23 protein-coding genes and 1 tRNA gene are annotated in these 15,901 nt (G+C 43.5%); 16 read left to right on the forward strand and 8 right to left on the reverse strand.

The window, feature by feature from the left end; translation table 11 throughout:
* The first annotated feature begins 293 nt into the window (after positions 1 to 293).
* Positions 294 to 968: a 7-cyano-7-deazaguanine synthase QueC gene (queC, locus tag QT992_RS06595; RefSeq protein ID WP_333342784.1), complete on the forward strand. Its 675-nt coding sequence runs from the start codon at positions 294 to 296 to the stop codon at positions 966 to 968.
* 248 nt (positions 969 to 1,216) lie between these two features.
* On the opposite strand, the gene QT992_RS06600 is transcribed toward queC, so the two are convergent.
* Together QT992_RS06600 and QT992_RS06605 are read right to left on the reverse strand one after the other, a co-directional pair.
* Positions 1,217 to 1,546, reverse strand: a complete 330-nt coding sequence (locus QT992_RS06600; RefSeq protein ID WP_333342786.1) for a tetratricopeptide repeat protein — start codon at positions 1,544 to 1,546, stop codon at positions 1,217 to 1,219.
* A gap of 89 nt (positions 1,547 to 1,635) precedes the next feature.
* A complete protein-coding gene (locus QT992_RS06605) occupies positions 1,636 to 1,965 on the reverse strand; it encodes a hypothetical protein (protein ID WP_333342788.1) in 330 nt (109 codons plus the stop codon).
* 164 nt (positions 1,966 to 2,129) lie between these two features.
* On the opposite strand from QT992_RS06605, the gene QT992_RS06610 reads away from it, so the two are divergent.
* On the forward strand, positions 2,130 to 2,744 hold the full coding sequence (locus QT992_RS06610) for a hypothetical protein (protein ID WP_333342790.1): 615 nt from the start codon (positions 2,130 to 2,132) through the stop codon (positions 2,742 to 2,744).
* 7 nt (positions 2,745 to 2,751) lie between these two features.
* On the opposite strand, the gene QT992_RS06615 is transcribed toward QT992_RS06610, so the two are convergent.
* Both QT992_RS06615 and QT992_RS06620 read right to left on the reverse strand, forming a co-directional pair.
* Positions 2,752 to 4,230: a hemolysin family protein gene (locus tag QT992_RS06615; protein ID WP_333342792.1), complete on the reverse strand. Its 1,479-nt coding sequence runs from the start codon at positions 4,228 to 4,230 to the stop codon at positions 2,752 to 2,754.
* Between the two features lie 68 nt (positions 4,231 to 4,298).
* Positions 4,299 to 4,988 (reverse strand): hypothetical protein, encoded by a 690-nt coding sequence (locus QT992_RS06620; RefSeq protein WP_333147048.1) that lies wholly within the window; start codon positions 4,986 to 4,988, stop codon positions 4,299 to 4,301.
* A gap of 185 nt (positions 4,989 to 5,173) precedes the next feature.
* Between QT992_RS06620 and QT992_RS06625 the strand changes: the two genes are divergently transcribed.
* From QT992_RS06625 to QT992_RS06635, 3 genes are all read left to right on the forward strand, one after another.
* Positions 5,174 to 5,246: transfer RNA gene (locus tag QT992_RS06625), tRNA-Ile, on the forward strand.
* Positions 5,247 to 5,330: 84 nt separating this feature from the next.
* On the forward strand, positions 5,331 to 5,498 hold the full coding sequence (locus tag QT992_RS06630; protein ID WP_333339172.1) for a hypothetical protein: 168 nt from the start codon (positions 5,331 to 5,333) through the stop codon (positions 5,496 to 5,498).
* Positions 5,495 to 5,863: a hypothetical protein gene (locus tag QT992_RS06635; RefSeq protein ID WP_333339177.1), complete on the forward strand. Its 369-nt coding sequence runs from the start codon at positions 5,495 to 5,497 to the stop codon at positions 5,861 to 5,863. Before QT992_RS06630 ends, QT992_RS06635 begins: the two co-directional genes overlap by 4 nt.
* A 35-nt stretch (positions 5,864 to 5,898) precedes the next feature.
* Here the strand turns inward: QT992_RS06635 and QT992_RS06640 are convergent, their stop codons facing one another.
* Together QT992_RS06640 and QT992_RS06645 are read right to left on the reverse strand one after the other, a co-directional pair.
* The gene (locus QT992_RS06640; protein ID WP_190735550.1) at positions 5,899 to 6,111 is read right to left on the reverse strand and encodes a helix-turn-helix domain-containing protein; all 213 of its coding nucleotides are present in this window, start codon (positions 6,109 to 6,111) and stop codon (positions 5,899 to 5,901) included.
* Between the two features lie 56 nt (positions 6,112 to 6,167).
* Complete coding sequence (locus QT992_RS06645; protein WP_106149040.1) at positions 6,168 to 6,380, reverse strand: helix-turn-helix domain-containing protein; 213 nt, start codon at positions 6,378 to 6,380, stop codon at positions 6,168 to 6,170.
* A gap of 146 nt (positions 6,381 to 6,526) precedes the next feature.
* On the opposite strand from QT992_RS06645, the gene QT992_RS06650 reads away from it, so the two are divergent.
* Positions 6,527 to 7,015 carry a hypothetical protein gene (locus tag QT992_RS06650; RefSeq protein ID WP_333339179.1) on the forward strand — a complete coding sequence of 163 codons (489 nt, stop codon included), beginning with the start codon at positions 6,527 to 6,529 and terminating at the stop codon, positions 7,013 to 7,015.
* Between the two features lie 255 nt (positions 7,016 to 7,270).
* On the opposite strand, the gene QT992_RS06655 is transcribed toward QT992_RS06650, so the two are convergent.
* Together QT992_RS06655 and QT992_RS06660 are read right to left on the reverse strand one after the other, a co-directional pair.
* Positions 7,271 to 9,265 (reverse strand): hypothetical protein, encoded by a 1,995-nt coding sequence (locus QT992_RS06655; RefSeq protein WP_333339182.1) that lies wholly within the window; start codon positions 9,263 to 9,265, stop codon positions 7,271 to 7,273.
* A 99-nt stretch (positions 9,266 to 9,364) separates the two neighbouring features.
* Positions 9,365 to 9,520, reverse strand: coding sequence for a hypothetical protein (locus QT992_RS06660; protein WP_333339185.1), 156 nt, complete (start codon positions 9,518 to 9,520; stop codon positions 9,365 to 9,367).
* A gap of 171 nt (positions 9,521 to 9,691) precedes the next feature.
* Between QT992_RS06660 and QT992_RS06665 the strand changes: the two genes are divergently transcribed.
* From QT992_RS06665 to QT992_RS06710, 10 genes are all read left to right on the forward strand, one after another.
* Positions 9,692 to 10,129, forward strand: a complete 438-nt coding sequence (locus QT992_RS06665) for a CdiA C-terminal domain-containing protein (RefSeq protein ID WP_333318927.1) — start codon at positions 9,692 to 9,694, stop codon at positions 10,127 to 10,129.
* A gap of 11 nt (positions 10,130 to 10,140) precedes the next feature.
* Complete coding sequence (locus QT992_RS06670) at positions 10,141 to 10,524, forward strand: hypothetical protein (RefSeq protein WP_333210166.1); 384 nt, start codon at positions 10,141 to 10,143, stop codon at positions 10,522 to 10,524.
* 55 nt (positions 10,525 to 10,579) lie between these two features.
* Complete coding sequence (locus QT992_RS06675) at positions 10,580 to 11,119, forward strand: Uma2 family endonuclease (RefSeq protein ID WP_333339189.1); 540 nt, start codon at positions 10,580 to 10,582, stop codon at positions 11,117 to 11,119.
* A 34-nt stretch (positions 11,120 to 11,153) separates the two neighbouring features.
* Positions 11,154 to 11,651, forward strand: coding sequence for a DUF29 domain-containing protein (locus tag QT992_RS06680; RefSeq protein WP_333339192.1), 498 nt, complete (start codon positions 11,154 to 11,156; stop codon positions 11,649 to 11,651).
* Positions 11,652 to 11,805: 154 nt separating this feature from the next.
* Entirely contained in the window at positions 11,806 to 12,987 is a 1,182-nt protein-coding gene (locus tag QT992_RS06685; protein WP_333339195.1) for a GTPase, read from the forward strand.
* Between the two features lie 103 nt (positions 12,988 to 13,090).
* Complete coding sequence (locus tag QT992_RS06690; protein WP_333339198.1) at positions 13,091 to 13,309, forward strand: hypothetical protein; 219 nt, start codon at positions 13,091 to 13,093, stop codon at positions 13,307 to 13,309.
* Positions 13,264 to 13,809 carry a Uma2 family endonuclease gene (locus tag QT992_RS06695; protein WP_445305351.1) on the forward strand — a complete coding sequence of 182 codons (546 nt, stop codon included), beginning with the start codon at positions 13,264 to 13,266 and terminating at the stop codon, positions 13,807 to 13,809. Before QT992_RS06690 ends, QT992_RS06695 begins: the two co-directional genes overlap by 46 nt.
* Positions 13,810 to 14,052: 243 nt before the next feature.
* Positions 14,053 to 14,370: a 2Fe-2S iron-sulfur cluster-binding protein gene (locus QT992_RS06700; protein ID WP_333318936.1), complete on the forward strand. Its 318-nt coding sequence runs from the start codon at positions 14,053 to 14,055 to the stop codon at positions 14,368 to 14,370.
* Positions 14,371 to 14,426: 56 nt separating this feature from the next.
* Positions 14,427 to 14,618 carry a hypothetical protein gene (locus QT992_RS06705; protein ID WP_333339201.1) on the forward strand — a complete coding sequence of 64 codons (192 nt, stop codon included), beginning with the start codon at positions 14,427 to 14,429 and terminating at the stop codon, positions 14,616 to 14,618.
* Positions 14,615 to 15,769, forward strand: a complete 1,155-nt coding sequence (locus tag QT992_RS06710) for a DUF3326 domain-containing protein (RefSeq protein ID WP_333318938.1) — start codon at positions 14,615 to 14,617, stop codon at positions 15,767 to 15,769. Before QT992_RS06705 ends, QT992_RS06710 begins: the two co-directional genes overlap by 4 nt.
* The last annotated feature ends 132 nt before the right edge of the window (positions 15,770 to 15,901 follow it).

Raw genomic sequence — 15,901 nt, forward strand, 5'->3', positions numbered from 1 at the left:
CTAGGCAGAGGCTGGGAACCAGTTAATTGAGTTTTGTGGAACGGGCCGGAGAGCCCGTTCTTGACGCAGAGGCTGGGAACCAGTTAATTGAGTTTTGTGGAACGGGCCGGAGAGCCCGTTCTTGACGCAGAGGCTGGGAACCAGTTAATTGAGTTTTGTGGAACGGGCCGGAGAGCCCGTTCTTGACAATGGTGTAATATGTAGGTTTTAAAAAGCATTTAGCCTTGCTATCTTGTCAAATTGCAACTAATTTGATATAAATATAAAAGCTAATTTGATTGAGGATGTTTTAAGTGAAAGCAGTTATTTTATTGTCGGGAGGGCTGGATTCCTCAACTGTTTTGTATCAAGCCAAAGCCGACGGCTGCGAGTGTTACGCTATTTCCTTTGACTACAAGCAAAGACATCGGCGGGAGTTGGAATCAGCAAGGGCGATCGCACTTTCGGCAGCGGTTAAGGCACATCAGATAGTAAACTTTGACTTAACACTGTGGGGCGGTTCCGCTTTGACGGATAATGAGATGGAATTACCGATCGATCGCACTCTGGGAGAAATGTCTCAAAACATCCCCATTACCTACGTTCCAGCTAGAAATACAATCTTTCTCAGTTTTGCCCTCGCCTACGCAGAAACCCTAGAAGCCGATCGCATTTACATCGGCGTCAACGCTTTAGATTATTCCGGCTATCCCGACTGCCGCCTCGATTACATCCAAGCAATGCAGGAAGTATTTCGGTTAGGAACCAAGCAGGGAAGGGAAGGAGAAGCTATTAAAATTATAACACCTTTGATCGAACTTAAAAAAACAGAAATTATTCAATTGGGCAACAAATTAGGAGTGCCTTGGGAGCAAACTTGGTCTTGCTATGCAGGCGGGGAAAATGCCTGTGGCGTTTGCGATTCTTGTCGGTTGCGGCTGGCTGCTTTTGAGGAATTGGGATTAAAAGATCCGGTGCCTTATGCTTAAATATGACTTACGCACGACGGCCCAGAAACCGGGTTTTTTCGAGTCTCTTCGCTTCCGCCCGCCGAAACGGTAAAAAACCCGGTTTCTAAGCATCGCAGCGGGTGGTCAGAAACCGGGTTTTTTCGCAAGAATATGTTACAGATGGCAGAAGCTGCCAAAAACCCGGTTTCTTGGGTTTTGATGGGTAAGTCCTGCATGACTAAAATTTTTAAAATTGATTCTTAGTTAGTTTGGAATCATCCGAGTGCTTATTTACCTTCCGGCTCATCCTCAATTTCCGGTTGACCCTTGTTTTCCTGTTCATCCTTAATTTCATTTTGCAGCGCATTCAATGGGACTAAAAGCATATCAGCTATTTGCGATTGTCCTCTAGCCCTGTAGATATCTATAGCTTTCTGAAAATCTTCTGCTGCACCCTGTAGGTTTCCTAATAAAGTTTGAGCATCAGCGCGAACAATATGCGCTTCTGGAAAGCTAGGATTGAGATTAATTGCTTGAGTTAAAAGTTCAACTGATTCTTTATATTGTCCTTTGCGAGCAAGGTCGAATCCTTGTTGATAAAGTTCTTGAGCTTTCATAGCATTTCTTAATTTCTGCTGTTCATCGCGCTTGCATAAAGGATCGAGTCTATTTACTTGACCTGATGAATTTTGAATCAGCAGGCGGCTTATTTACCTTCCGGCTCATCCTCAACTTCCGGTTGACCCTGGTCTTCCTGGTCAAACCTAATTTCATTTTGCAGCGAATTCAATGGCACTAAAAGCAGATCAGCCATTTGCGATTGTCCTCTAGCCCTGTAGATATCTATAGCTTTCTGAAAATCTTCCACTCCACCCTGTTTTTCTCCAATTACAGCTCGCATACGAGCACGAACCATATAAGCTTCTACAAAGTCAGGATTGATATTAATTGCTTGAGTAAAAGCTTCAGCAGCTTCCTTGTACAACCTTCTGCGACCGAGGTCGAATCCTTGTTGATAAAGTTCTTGAGCTTTCATAGCATTTCTTAATTTCTGCTGTTCATCGCGCTTGCATAAAGGATCGAGTCTATTGACTTTACCTGATGAATCAAGTATAAAGCACCCTGGTTCTTCCTGGGCATTCGCTACAGTCTGAAAAAGAGGTAGACTAATTATTGATTGTTTTTCCCAAGTTAAAAGATATGTCTATTGAAGAGCGCCGAGGTATTGAAACAATTGACAGAAACCAAAATCTACTTCTCGTTCGCGCTCCTATTGAGTCAGTGGCGCAAAAGCTTAGTAGGGCGAGACGCGCGGATGTCTGGGAACGGGATATCTACGATCGCGAAATCGAAATTACGGCCGAAAGCTATATTGTATTTCAGTTCCGAGGACATCCTTGGACGATCGTTGAGCAACTGAATCATCATCCCGGTTCCCTTGTATTTGGAGAAGGAGATGCTATCACCCTTTCCTGGTTCCTATCCACTCGCGCCATCTACTACAAATGCAGCGACACTTGCGGTTATATTGGTTATAACTGCTACGACAGAGGTGCATTTGCGGAGATGCTGTACTTTGAGGAAGAAATGGATCTCCTATTCCTCTCTGACTTTCGTGAGGTTAAAGCTGAGGACATTGACGATGCCTTTAACTTTACTTTCGCTTTTATGCAGGAGCAAGATATCTATATTCCCTACGCATATTACGAAAATGTGAAGGTTGGCAATAGGTTGAATTTACGCCCCAAAGGGCCAACGTTAGATGATTTAGTACGCAGCGACTTCGAGCGAGTAGATTATCTAGGTATTCGCTAAAATATGCTCAACTAGAAAATTTTGCCACACTACTCACCCCGCTATTCTTTCGCCCTTTCCCCACAACTTCCTCATCCGCTGCTGCAATTCCATCTAAAGTTCGATCGCCCGCAGCCCCTTCCAACAAGTGAATTTGAAGTTGATCCAACCGCGGCCCGGAGACAGAAACAACCGTAAGTTCCACATTTTCGCCCCGCCAAACTTCCCCCACAGCCGGCATTCTTTGCAACTGATAACTCAGAAAACCTCCGATTGTCTGATATTCGTCAGTTACTGGCAAATCCAAATTCAATATTTGATTCACATCATCTAAATTTAACTGCGCTTGCACTAAATAAGTGCGATCGTCCAATACTTGCAAAGCAATTTCTTTGCTGTCGGGTGACTCGTAGCTGCGGCCGATAATTTCGGCTATCAAATCGCGCAGTGTCACTAACCCGGAAATGCCGCCAAATTCATCGACTACGATCGCAATTTCTTCCGACGAACTCTGCATCAAAGGCAGCAGTTCCCCCAGCAGCATCATCTCCGGCACAAACCTCACCGAACGCATCCAAGGTACAATTGGCGTGTCGGGAGATAGCAAACCTTCAGCTAGGGGTTTCGCAAGTTGTTTGAAGCCAATAATGCCGATAATGTCGTCTAAAGAATCTCCCGTCACGGGATAGCGAGAATGGTTAGAAATCGCCATTTCGTCGAGCAAAGTTTGAAAGGTGGCTGTCTTGGGAAGTGCGACAATGCTAGGCCTCGGCACCATTACTTCTTCTACCCAAACTTCGCCAAATTCAAAGACGTTGTTGAGCAATTCTCGCTTTTCTGCTTCCAAGCCGCTGGATTCGCTGGAAGTAGCTATAATCAATTGCAGTTCTTCGGGAGTAACCGGCCGATGCCTTAGATCGTATTCGATGCCCGCAAACCGCAAAAGCGATCGAGTAGATTGATTGAGAAACGACACAAAGGGATTGAACAAACGGGCAATCAATAAACTCGGAGGCCCTAAAGTTCTGGCTAGCTGTTCGGAATACAGTAACGCTACAGATTTGGGAAAGAGTTCGCCCAGTACGATTTGCAGGTAAGCTAGCAGGAAAAAAGTTACTATTGATATGCTAAAAGAATGGGCGATCGCCGACTTGATGTAAATTGGCAGTGGCAAATAGCCGATCGCAGCTTGGACTAGCACGGCGATCGTACTTTCCCCAATCCAGCCGAGAGCTAAACTAGAAAGAGTGATTCCCAACTGCATTGTCGAAAGCAATCGCTCAATACTTTGCTGCAAAGATTGCACAGTTAAAGCTGCAACGTCGCCAGCGTCCACTAACTGATTGATGCGCGATCGGCGTACCGTCACCATCGAAAACTCAGCCGCCACAAAAAAAGCATTGATCGCAATCAGCAACAGCACTGACAGCAACCGCGACAGCACCTCTGTCAAACTCATCGCGGGTAAATCAGATATCTCCTGCACTCTCGCCCCTAAAAGTGACACAATGCTTCCTAAAAAAACTTTATCGATCGAACCTGAGAATCCGTCTGCAGGTTTGGTCTTCTTTTATTTTACTTCGCCACTGGAATGCCAGATATTTGCAACTGAAGTTTTTGACCTGGATAATCTGTCAGCGTCAGCGAAACTTCCTTAGCATTTTCCAGCAAAGCTGTGGGAATACTCACCGTACCGTAAAACACCTGCCCGTTGGGGGGGAGTTCCGACGGCAAATCCTCGGCAGTCGCGCTTAGGGCCCGGCCACGATCGTCAGTGACGTTCAAGAAACTGTAGAGAAACCTCACAGCTTGGGAGCCCTCATTTTTCATGCTCACGTCTAGCAGCATGGAATTGTTGCGCTGACTGGCCGCGCTCACTTCCAGAGTTATTCCCCCGTCGCGACTGTTCAGGGGAAACTTGGCGCTGGCATTTTGTGCAGCCGGTTTTTTGGCGGCGGCTGGTTTAGAGCTTGCCTTCTCTGTTTTAGTATTTGCCCCGGCCGTTTTTTCGGGATCGCGACCTTCTACCCGTGCTTTGACGGTTGTGAGAATGTCTTTTTCTTTCAAAATGCTCACTTGGTCTTTGCTAGCCGTCGTTCCAGCCTTGCCGCTGCCAGCATTGTTGCTGGGACGAACATCGGGTTGAGTCGTTCCTTGTAAGGCTTCGCGACCTATAGTAAATCCCCAAACAGAACTCGTCACGCCTGCTCCAAACATGAGAGCGAGCAGAATTAGAGTCAGCACTACCGTCGAATTCACTGCCATTGCCTATAAGTTTATGCCGAGTCGTAGAAACTGCTTTGTCCGGTCGATCGGCTCCAGCACATTGGCGGAAAGGGCGATCGGGACTCAGCAGATCTAAAGATTTTGATTTTTGTTCTCTAGTTCTAGCACGGACTGAGAAATTATGTTATACTTCATTTTGAGTTAGGTCGAAGAAATCGATTTAACGGCAGTTGGCCGAGCGGTTTAGGCAGCGAACTCATAATTCGCCCCAGGCAGGTTCAACTCCTGCACTGCCGATTTTTAACAACATAGGACGCTCCGGGCGCGAAAAACCTGGTTTCTTCCTACTGAGATGTTGCACTATTCTCAAGAACAGGCAAGATGCCTGTTCCACAAAGAGTGAATTTTCTTGTGGAACAGGCATCTTGCCTGTTCATAAAAAGCTTATTGAGAATGATGCAACATCTCAGTTTAACCGATGCACGAGCTTTCATTTCTGATATAGTCGAAGTATTGAACGCGAGTGTGCGATCGTCTTTAAAAAAATGACTAAAAAAATCTGGATTGTCTACAAAACCGAAAGCATGAGTGCTCCCGGCTGGGAAAAACGTCAGCTTATGCCGAGGGGCGGTCTAACTAATATACTTTGGGAAAATTGGACTTGGGAGGAAAACCCAGAAATTCCTCAAGTAGGGGACAAAACCCGCGATTATGAAAATCTATCTGACCCCGGTAATGGAGTCACCCACGGGAAAGATGGAGATTGGGTAGTTACTCGCGTTCAGCAGTTTTCTGCTTCTGATACTGACGAGCGAATTGTGGTGTGTTACTGTTCTTACCAACCTGTTACATCTGATTGGGAAGCACTACAACGGGGTGAGTCTGTCAATCAGATGCTAGCAACTGTCGAGTAATATTGACTGGATAATTAGTTCGTAAAAGCGATCGCTCACTCCTGCACAATTTCCACCAAGTCTTCAATCATTACATCAAAGGTGCGAGCCAATTTGTGTATAGAAATAAAGTCAATGGTTGACACTCCCGGACAGCGGGCGTAGTGTCTGACGGTGCTGTAAATTACTCCCGATCGTTCTGAAACTTCTTTCAGCGTCCAGCCTTTCTCGCTAGCTAGTTCTCTGACTTTTAACCTGACTAAACCCATACTTGACAAATGATGGTGTACCATCATCGGATAGTTTTATCCCAAAAAGCGATCGACTACTCTTTGACGACCTCAACCAAATCTTCCACCATCACGTCAAAAGTACGTGCCAACTTCAGCAGACAAGTAAAATCAACCATTGCCATTCCCGGAGAACGTGAATAGGTGCTGAGGGTGCTGTAGTTGACTCCCGATCGGTCAGAAACCTCTTTGATCGTCCAGCCTTTCTCACCAGCAAATTCTCTAACCCGCAATCTAATTAAACCCATTGACAGACCACTAGATTTAGTATATTATAATTTTATCGAAAAAAGCGATCGCCCCAACGTCTGGAAAACTAAAAGACGATCGCCTATCAAAGTTCAAATCCCATCAACTGGGATTTATTAACCATCTGAAATTCCCATCAAGTGGGATGTATCAACCATTGAAAATTCCCATCAAGTGGGATGTATCAACCATGTTAGCAAGCTTTCGACCAAAATCAACCCCCAGACACAGATTGAGCCGGTTTGTGACAAAAGAGGCGATCGCGCGGCTGCTGAAAATCAAGGTAGAACAAATATATCGCTTCGAGTGCTGGGCACATATCCTGTACGTGCACGCCAAAGGGATGAGTCGGTTTGTCAGTTATGCCGACTTTCCGCCTGTTTTGGGAGTGGAATCGCCCTCTGGTTTAGATTTTGGTTATTGGAAGCGCCGTTGGGCGAGTCAGAAAGAGAGACACGCGCCGGATTTTTGGGTGGATTTCTATGCGGATAGATTTCAGAAAGCTGTTTGTGTTTCTGAATTGTTCGAGTGGGGAAATTTGGTGGGGGTGATTAAATTGATGTTGGGGGCGATCGGGCTGGAGTCGCTGCGAAAGGTTTATGCACAAGAGAAATCTCTGCTGGAACATTTCTAAATTAGTCCTAGACGCAGGGGTGGTTAGAAACCGGGTTTTTTGCCCAGAAGATGCCATGCAGCCTGCAGATACGGTAAAAAACCCGGTTTATGTGGTTGTGATCTGTCCAGGAATGTAAATGCTACTGTTTCTCCTACGCCAAACCCTGCGATACAAACCCCGCCCAATTATAGGGACTGACAAACGGCAATTCTTGGCGGCCAAGCAACTCTAATGGATAACGAAATCCAGCCTATCTATGTTTATAGTTTTTAACTATCGGGTCCGTTTTTTTGATGATTGTGAAACTAAACTACTCAAACCTTTTTTCCAGTGACACTGGAAAGTTTTATCTATTAAGTCTTTTAAGCAAACGACTTGAATATTAGAATTATGACATGAACCATATCTGTTTTGTATATTAATAATTTCACAGCCAATACCTTTTAAATCATTAGTAAATGAAATTTCTCCAACATAATCTCCATCATCCACAGGATTACCATCTTGCACAGATTCATCGAGTTTCCAACATACAATCTGATCGGTGACTACCAATGGATGGTTAAATAGCTCATCGCTTGAAAATGTATATTTATATTCCAAGCCTTTAAGTTCTTGTTTTAATGTATCATCATTAAATTCAGCGGCTAAACTATCAATTCCTTGACCGCAAAAATTTAAAGGTCTTAACCAAAACTTAGAATAGCAAGAATTGGCAGGAATCAGATGAGCTAACAATGTATATAATGCACCTACTCCATGTTCTTCTCCGACACTAGGAACAAAGAACTTTTTGTCTTTTAAAACTTCATGATCTAAAATATGAAAATAATCTCTTTGAATGATTTCTGTTTTAACTTTATTGAATTGCTTAACTTGAACTTCGGTCTTTGATTCACTAACTTCACTTCCGATTCTCTGTATCAACTCTCTAAAAACTTTGCTGTCATTCCAAGCTCGATCTAAAAAGCTCTTAATATGTTCTAAAAAATGTTCATTCCTTAGAGTTTTAATTGACGTTCCACTTAAAGAATTTCTGTCCGTTACTAGCTGAAAGGTACCGTTAATCATCAACACATAATGTGTCATAGCTTTACCATCACTTAAAACCATATAATCTTGTAATAAACTATGATTAAATATTTCATTATAAGAACATATTTTTAGGCCTTCCGAACAAATAAAGGTTCCTCTTTGTGAACTAAACCCAATACCTGACTTCTTTTTTCCTTGGCGATCTAACTCTTCATAATATTCTAAAGCTCTTCTGTTTCCATCAATAGCCAATACTAAACAGTAGGTAATGCCGTCAAATTTAAACGGCTGGGCGCTACGATAATAAAATCTACCTGAATTAAGCCTCTTTATCTCTGTTGGCGATTTCCTTGAATATTCTTCCAATCCGGGAATAATAAAGTCTTGTTTATCAATTTTATCAATATATGGATATCCCGAATTAATCTCTTCTAATTGACTTTCCCTGCAATTCCAAAGAAAAAGCTGGCATTTATCGTTATAGGTAGAAGATGAAGTTTTAAAAGTTTTAGCGTCTATTGCCCTAAACCCTGTTCTTTCGTGATCTAGGATTCTGACATCTCCATGTCGGGTATAAAATTTGATATAACTTTTGATATAGGGATACTTTTTATCGGTACCGTAATAGCTGGAAAAATTATCAATTTCTAAATTTTTCACAAGTATTAGGGAGCCAGTTGCAAGATGTGATTGGAAATATTTTTGGTCTAAATTATCTAGAATACCTACTGTTCGAGCATCAGGTTGCGGTAGTAGGCTCTTTAAAGTTAACCACGGTTCCATATCTTCTTGAATATCAATGTTGTCTTGTTCAGAATCTAAAGTATCTCTCGGATTATCTATAATTACGGAACTCCAGCAAGATTCATTATCCTCTTTACATCGGGTAATGAGTGCAAATTTTGCTGAAGCAAAGCAAAGTTTTGAGCCTTGGCATTTGTAACCTATAGATTTTCCAGGAGTTTTAGTTGAAAGACCTATTGAGAAGAAAGCATCTATTGGAGTTACTCCATTAACTTTTTTTTCAGAGCTTATACCAATCCCATTATCAATAAATATAAACCCGTCATATTGAAGTAAAGGATAGATTTCAATAACCGATGCTTTAGCATCATAGGAGTTTGAAATAAGTTCTCGAATTACTTCACAGGGATCTTTCCTATTAACAGATAATTCTAATAAAGTATGTTTGTAATTAATCCGGCAACGAATTTTACGATTGTTTTTAGTCATAAAAAATTAACTAGAGATTTTTTTATTACTTATGTTATTGTAATACTTAAGTTTATCATCGCTCAGTAGATTTGTCAAGCATGGCAAATAACAAATAAATCAGGAGTTGAGATACATGGTCAATGCTGAAAAACTGGTCTGAAGAAAGCCGTTATCAAAAACATAACCGAAAACTGCTTGATAGCTGAGGATGTGGAGTTGGTGATATTTGTCTTTTTTGTGGTCAAAGTGCGCTCGCCCTTGCCGATCGGTCATAATAGTAACAGCAGACTTCTTGCAAAAGTGCCATAATTCTTGAGACTCCTCAGTGCGCGATTCCAGGAGTCACTTACCAGGATTTAAGCCGCCAGACAAGATTTCGCTATACGTTTCTCAAGTGGCTTGGTTCATAAGGTGCGATGGTACCCAAATTTTAAATAACCAAAAATGGTGAATAACGGGACTAACCAAACCCCTAAGCAAAATTCGGCTAATTGTGGCAGTATTGATGAATCAGAAAGAGCTTTTGGTGCAACCGAAAGAGCGATCGCTGAATTTCTGGAAAGAGAGGGAAAAAATGTTAAAGCCTTGGTGGAAAAAACCGATGGAGGTAGAAATCCCGATGCTGAGGTAGATGGAAAATTCACTGAATTCAAAAGTCTAGATGCCGGTGCTACAAGCGCGACAGTAAAAAATCAGATCAACAACTCGATTAGACGAGGCGGACAGGCTAGGGATATAATTATAGATGCTAGGGTGTCTGGGTTGATAGAGGCTGAGGCTGAACGAGGTTTGCAGAGGGCAAAAAATATTACACGCGGGAAAATTGATAGCGTCCGAATTATTGGCGATATCTATGACATCACTTTTACTGAGTTTCAATAAAGGAGGTTTTTATGTCTCGCACACTAGATATTTTTGTAGACTTTCCACAGGACATCGAACATTTAATCAAAGAATTAGAGTTTATATTGGCTCTTAAATTAGAGCTGGTTTCTGATGGCATTGACCACTGGTATGAGTTTCGTAACTCAACAATCACTCTTACAGTAGGAAAGCATGATTTTGAAAATGATAAAGAGCTCAACTTTGAAGAATACCCTTACAACCTATCAATCAGAGCGCTGAACATCTCGAATGAACTTGATAGAAAAAAGTGGCGCGATGAGTTTGCTAGTTATGTTCTCCACAAGTTGAAAACTACCGAAAGGTATCGTTTAATGCTGGTGGATGACTTACAAGTGAAGTTAGAGGAGTTTGCGCCATTGGTGAAGGTTTGATCGAACATCATACAGGCAAGTTCTGAAACCGATTTGTAAAAACGAGGAAATGACTATGGTCACTGCTACTGCTGTACAGGATAATTTTACTTTAGAAGAGTTCATCACCGAGCCACCCGACAACATGGAATGGGTGGACGGACAACTCGTGGAGAAAAATGGAGCCACGCTCAAGCATGGTAAAATTCAATCAAGCCTGGGTTGTGCTTGGGCAAATTACATGATTTCCAGCGGACAAGGTGGAGAAGCTTATGTCGAGGTTCCTTGCCGCACTAACCGACAAATTCGCCGCCCAGATGTCGCTTATCTCACACCCGAATTAGTTGCACAATTTGGCAACCTTGCCACTTTACCCCAAAGTTTCCCCTTAATTGCCGAAATAGTTTCACCCACCGATATCGCTGAAGATGTTTTTCTCAAAGCACAGGAATATTTAGAATCTAGCTGTCAGGAAGTTTGGCTAGTTTTTCCCGAAAGTCATTTAGTATTTGTGATGACTCAAAATCAAATATTGACATTTAGATCCGGCGATACCGCCTGCACCCAACAAATCCTGATCGGTTTTAGCATCGAAGTCGATCGCTTACTAGCTTAAACTAAATTATGACCAAGAAATGGAGTCAAACAAAATGACAAGTATCCAATCAATAACAAATGCAATAACATCCCTTTATGAACGGGATTTTTATCTGTGGTTACAGACAACAATCAACTTATTAAAAGAGGGAAAGTTTTCTGAAATAGATTTAGAGAACTTACTAGAGGAACTGGAAAGTATGGGGAGAAGCGATAAAAATGCTTTAAAAAGTAATTTGAGGGTACTTTTAATGCACTTGCTTAAGTATAAATATCAGCCCGAAAAACGAACAAATAGTTGGGTGTACACCATTCGTGAACATCGTAAACGCATCCGAGATGCCTTCACAACCAGTCCTAGTTTATATCATTTTTTTGAAGAGATTTTTAATGAATCTTATCAAGATGCTAGGGAATTAGCCGCAGATGAAACTGGTTTATCTATTGTGATATTTACCCCAGAGTCTCCCTTTACTGAAGAAGAAGTTCTTAATCCTGATTTTTTACCGCCTGACAGCGAGCAGCCTGAAAATCCTGAAAATATTGAATAATTGAATCAGATATCCTTTCCACTGGTTCTGAAATCAAATTGCTACAATATATTTAATACTCCCCAGTCCGCCTTCGCGGACTTCGTTTGTAGAGCATCGGAATTCTATTCGGTGGTATTGAATTAATATCCCACCACTATCGGAGCAAACCGCCATGTCAGACGACTTTTCCTTAGACGAGCTTTTAAATAGAAGTTACTACGCCTTCAAAGACGCAGAAAACCAAGTGGGACAGTGCAATGTTTTAGTCATCGGCAAAACCGGCGTCGGCAAAAGTACCCTAATAAATTCCGTTTTTCGCCAACGCTTAGCAGAAACCGGAGTCGGCCGCCCCATAACTCAAGGCATTCGCCAATATACCAAACCGAATTGCCCAATTACAGTCTACGATACTCCCGGACTCGAACTCAACGCCGAACAAATTAAAGTTATTCAATTAAACGTTGCTAAACTAATTGAAGACCAAAGACTCCTGCACCCAAAAGAACACATTCACGTCATCTGGTACTGCATCAATCACAGCGCCAATAGAATAGAATCTGTCGAGGAAAGCTGGCTAAAAGAAATGGAAGTCAAAGATGTACCAGTTCTTTTAGTGCTGACTCAGACGACATCTAAAAAGCCGGGCGAGTTTTTCAAGCAACTGGAACACATGAATTTGCCAGTCAGTCAAATCATCCCTGTGATGGCTGAACCGGAAGAAATCGATGAGGATTATACAGTAAAATCTCACGGTTTAGACAAGTTGGTAGATGCAACTGTTCAACTGCTGCCGGAAGTAGCTAAAAAAGCTTTTATTAAAGAACAAATTGCCAATATTGCGCTCAAATCCGATATGGCATTTAAGTATCTAAGTGCTTATGTTGCAGGTTCTGCAATTGTCGGCGCGACTCCTGTACCGTTTGCTGATGCGCCGATTTTGATGACGATGCAAACGGCAATGATTGCTAATATTACTGTAATTTTTGGAATGCCCTTTGATAAGGGCTTTATTTCGGCGATGCTGTCTGCTATTAGCGGCGCTGGCGGGGTTACTGCTATCGGCAGAAGTATTGTTACTAATTTGATTAAAATGATTCCTGGTGCGGGTACTGTTGTCGGCGGTGCTATCTCCGGTGCAACCGCAGCAACTCTCACGCTGGCCCTCGGTTTGGCTTACATTGAAGTGCTTAAAGCTTATATGAAAGCTCAAATTAATGGCGAACAACTTTCTTTGCAGCAGTTGACAAAGATGTTTGTGGATTTTTATAAGGATTATGCTAGTTCGGGGCGTAAAACTTTGAAGGATGACAAACCGAATCAACCTAAGCCTCCCAATCAAATTAATATTGAGTAAATTGGGCATGGGGCATGGGGCATAGGGCATAGGGCATGGGTTATTTTTTTACTCCAACTGAGATATTGCACCATTCTCAATAAGCCTTTTATGAACAGGCAAGATGCCTGTTCCACAAGAAAATCAATATCTTTGTGGAACAGGCATCTTGCCTGTTGCTGAAAATGGTGCAATATCTCAGTTCCAATTCCCAATTCCCAATTCCCAATTCCCAATTCCCAATTACCCATTACCAATTGATTGCTATAATTTAGTGAATTCTGCAAAAGGGAGTAAATGGCAATGGCAATGGCTGCCGTTTTATCAGAAAATGTTTCTCTAGAAGACTTCATGGCTAATCCCCCCGACGATATGGAATGGGTGGACGGGCAAATCGCGGAGAAAAATGGCATGACAGTAAAACACAGTCTCATCCAATCTAGACTAGATCGTTATTGGGGAAATTACAAAGATTCTAGCGGACAAGGAGGCGAAGTTTATGTCGAAGTTCCTTGTCGTACTGACAGGCGTGTGCGCCGTGCTGATGTAGCTTATCTGACTCCTGAACTTGTGGCTCAATTTGGCGATGTTCCTGCTTTGCCTCAAAGTCCGCCGTTAATTGCTGAAATAGTTTCTCCTACTGATAGTGCGGAAGAGATTTTTCTGAAAGCACAAGAGTATTTAGATTCGGGTTGTTTGGAAGTTTGGATAGTTTTTCCAGAAAGTCGCTGGATATTGATCGTGACTAAAACTCAAAAGTTAACCTTTAACCAGGGTTCTACCATCAGCACTCAGTTAGTGCTGGCGGGTTTTAGTGTTGCTGTTGAGGAGTTGTTGGCTTGAAGGCAAAAATTAGTTAGGTATAAGTGCTTTCTGGCAGAGTTCGCCCGTGACGATCGTTATAATTTGTGAAAAAGTCATTGACAAAATGCCACTCGCTCGCCCCGCCATTTAATAAAAAAAATTATCAATAAAAAATGCAGTTGTAAAATTGCACAAAAGCACAAACAGCGGTAAAATACTGATTGCTTTGTTTCCAAATCTAGCGTAAATTCCAATTGGGGAATTAAAACCAATAATTGAAATATGTCTAAGACTTACACAGTTGAATTGATCCACCAAGGCACTACCTATACCGTAGAAGTACCCGAAGATAAACAAATTCTCCGCGCCGCCAACGCCGCCGGCATTGAGTTGCCGAGTTCTTGCAATGCGGGGGTTTGTACTACTTGCGCTGCTAAAATTATTGAGGGTGAAGTTGATCAAGTTGATGGCATGGGCGTTAGTCCCGAACTTCAGGCAGAAGGTTATGTGTTGCTGTGTGTTGCTTATCCCCGATCGAACTTGAAGATAGAAACAGAAAAAGAAGACATTGTGTACGATCGCCAATTCGGTAAATCCTAGGACTAAGCTAAAATTGACCTAAGTACCGTTAGCGGTAAAACACTATGGATCGCCCTATGACCACCCATTTCATTTCCGCAGAAGTTGACCTCCACGATACCGCCGAGCAACTGCACTCGGCTATTGAAATTGAACTGCAAAAGTACGGCGAACCCCTGCGGTGGGCAGTCACAGACGTGGATGTCGATCGGCAAAAGGCTGTGGTAGAAGGCTACGTGCTCGTGGAAGCATCCCCCGCAACATCGTGAACCCCCGCCCTTTGACAGTGGTTTTGATAGTCCCCACAGGCGTTGGAGCCTCGATTGGTGGGTTTGCAGGAGATGCGCTGCCCGTGGCTAGGGCGATCGCCCAAATTTCAGACACCCTAATCACTCACCCCAACGTCCTCAACGGCGCTCAACTTTATTGGCCGATACCTAACGCTCTCTACGTTGAAGGTTACGCCCTTGACAAATTTGCTGCCGGATGCTGGGGCCTGCAACCGGTACATCAAAATCGCATCGGCTTAATCCTCGATGCCGGCATTGAACCAGACTTGCAACTGCGCCAACTGCAAGCGGCTGATGCAGCGAGAGCTACATTGGGTTTGAATATAACCGATTGTGTTTTAACCGATCGCCCCCTGCAAGTAGAATTGCGTATTTCTGAATCAGGGGCATCCTGGGGGACGATCGGCAATCCCGACAGTTTATTGCGCGCGGCAGAAAAATTAATCAAACAAGCAAGAGTAGAGGCGATCGCAGTTGTAGCCAGATTTCCCGACGATGAAGGCAGCCTCGCCCTCGAAAACTACCGCCGCGGCAAAGGAGTTGACCCCCTCGCCGGCGCGGAAGCTGTAATCAGCCACCTCGTCGTCAGGACGTTTAAAATCCCCTGCGCCCACGCCCCCGCGCTGTCTGCGCTTCCCCTCGATCCGCACCTGTCCCCGCGATCGGCTGCTGAGGAAATCGGCTATACTTTCCTACCTTGCGTCCTTGCCGGCCTCAGCAAAGCTCCCCAATTTGTCACTCCTACTGTGGGACAGGCATCTGGCCTGTCACAGGTATTGGGCGGGCAAGATGCCCAACCCCTACTCCCCACAAGAGAGAAATTCTATGCAAACAGGAGAGATTTCGAGTCTCAGGGTTTGTGGGCAGATCGAGTCGATGCGGTGGTGATACCCGCCACAGCCTGCGGCGGCAGTGCTATTCTGAGTTTGAGTGGGCGATCGTCCGTACAAATCATCGCTGTCGGGGACAACAAAACCCAGATGCAGGCGACTCCAGAAAAACTCGGAATCAAAGCTTTGCAGGTAAACTCATATTTAGAGGCGATCGGAGTTTTGGTCGCTTTGCGAGCCGGCATCAGTCCAGCTTCCTTGGGTGCAGACATCTCCTCCCTGCGTTGTTTATCTAACTAATACCAATTTAATGTGAAGTTGCACATATCTCGATCCCCCTAAATCCCCCTGATTGTTGGGGAGTAGGGGTTGACTTTGATCCGGCTCTTGTCCCCCCCTTATTAAGGGGGGCTAGGGGGGATCGGATTCTAC

The sequence above is a fragment of the Microcoleus sp. T3_D1 genome (genome assembly GCF_036700405.1).
Classification (GTDB): domain Bacteria; phylum Cyanobacteriota; class Cyanobacteriia; order Cyanobacteriales; family Microcoleaceae; genus Microcoleus.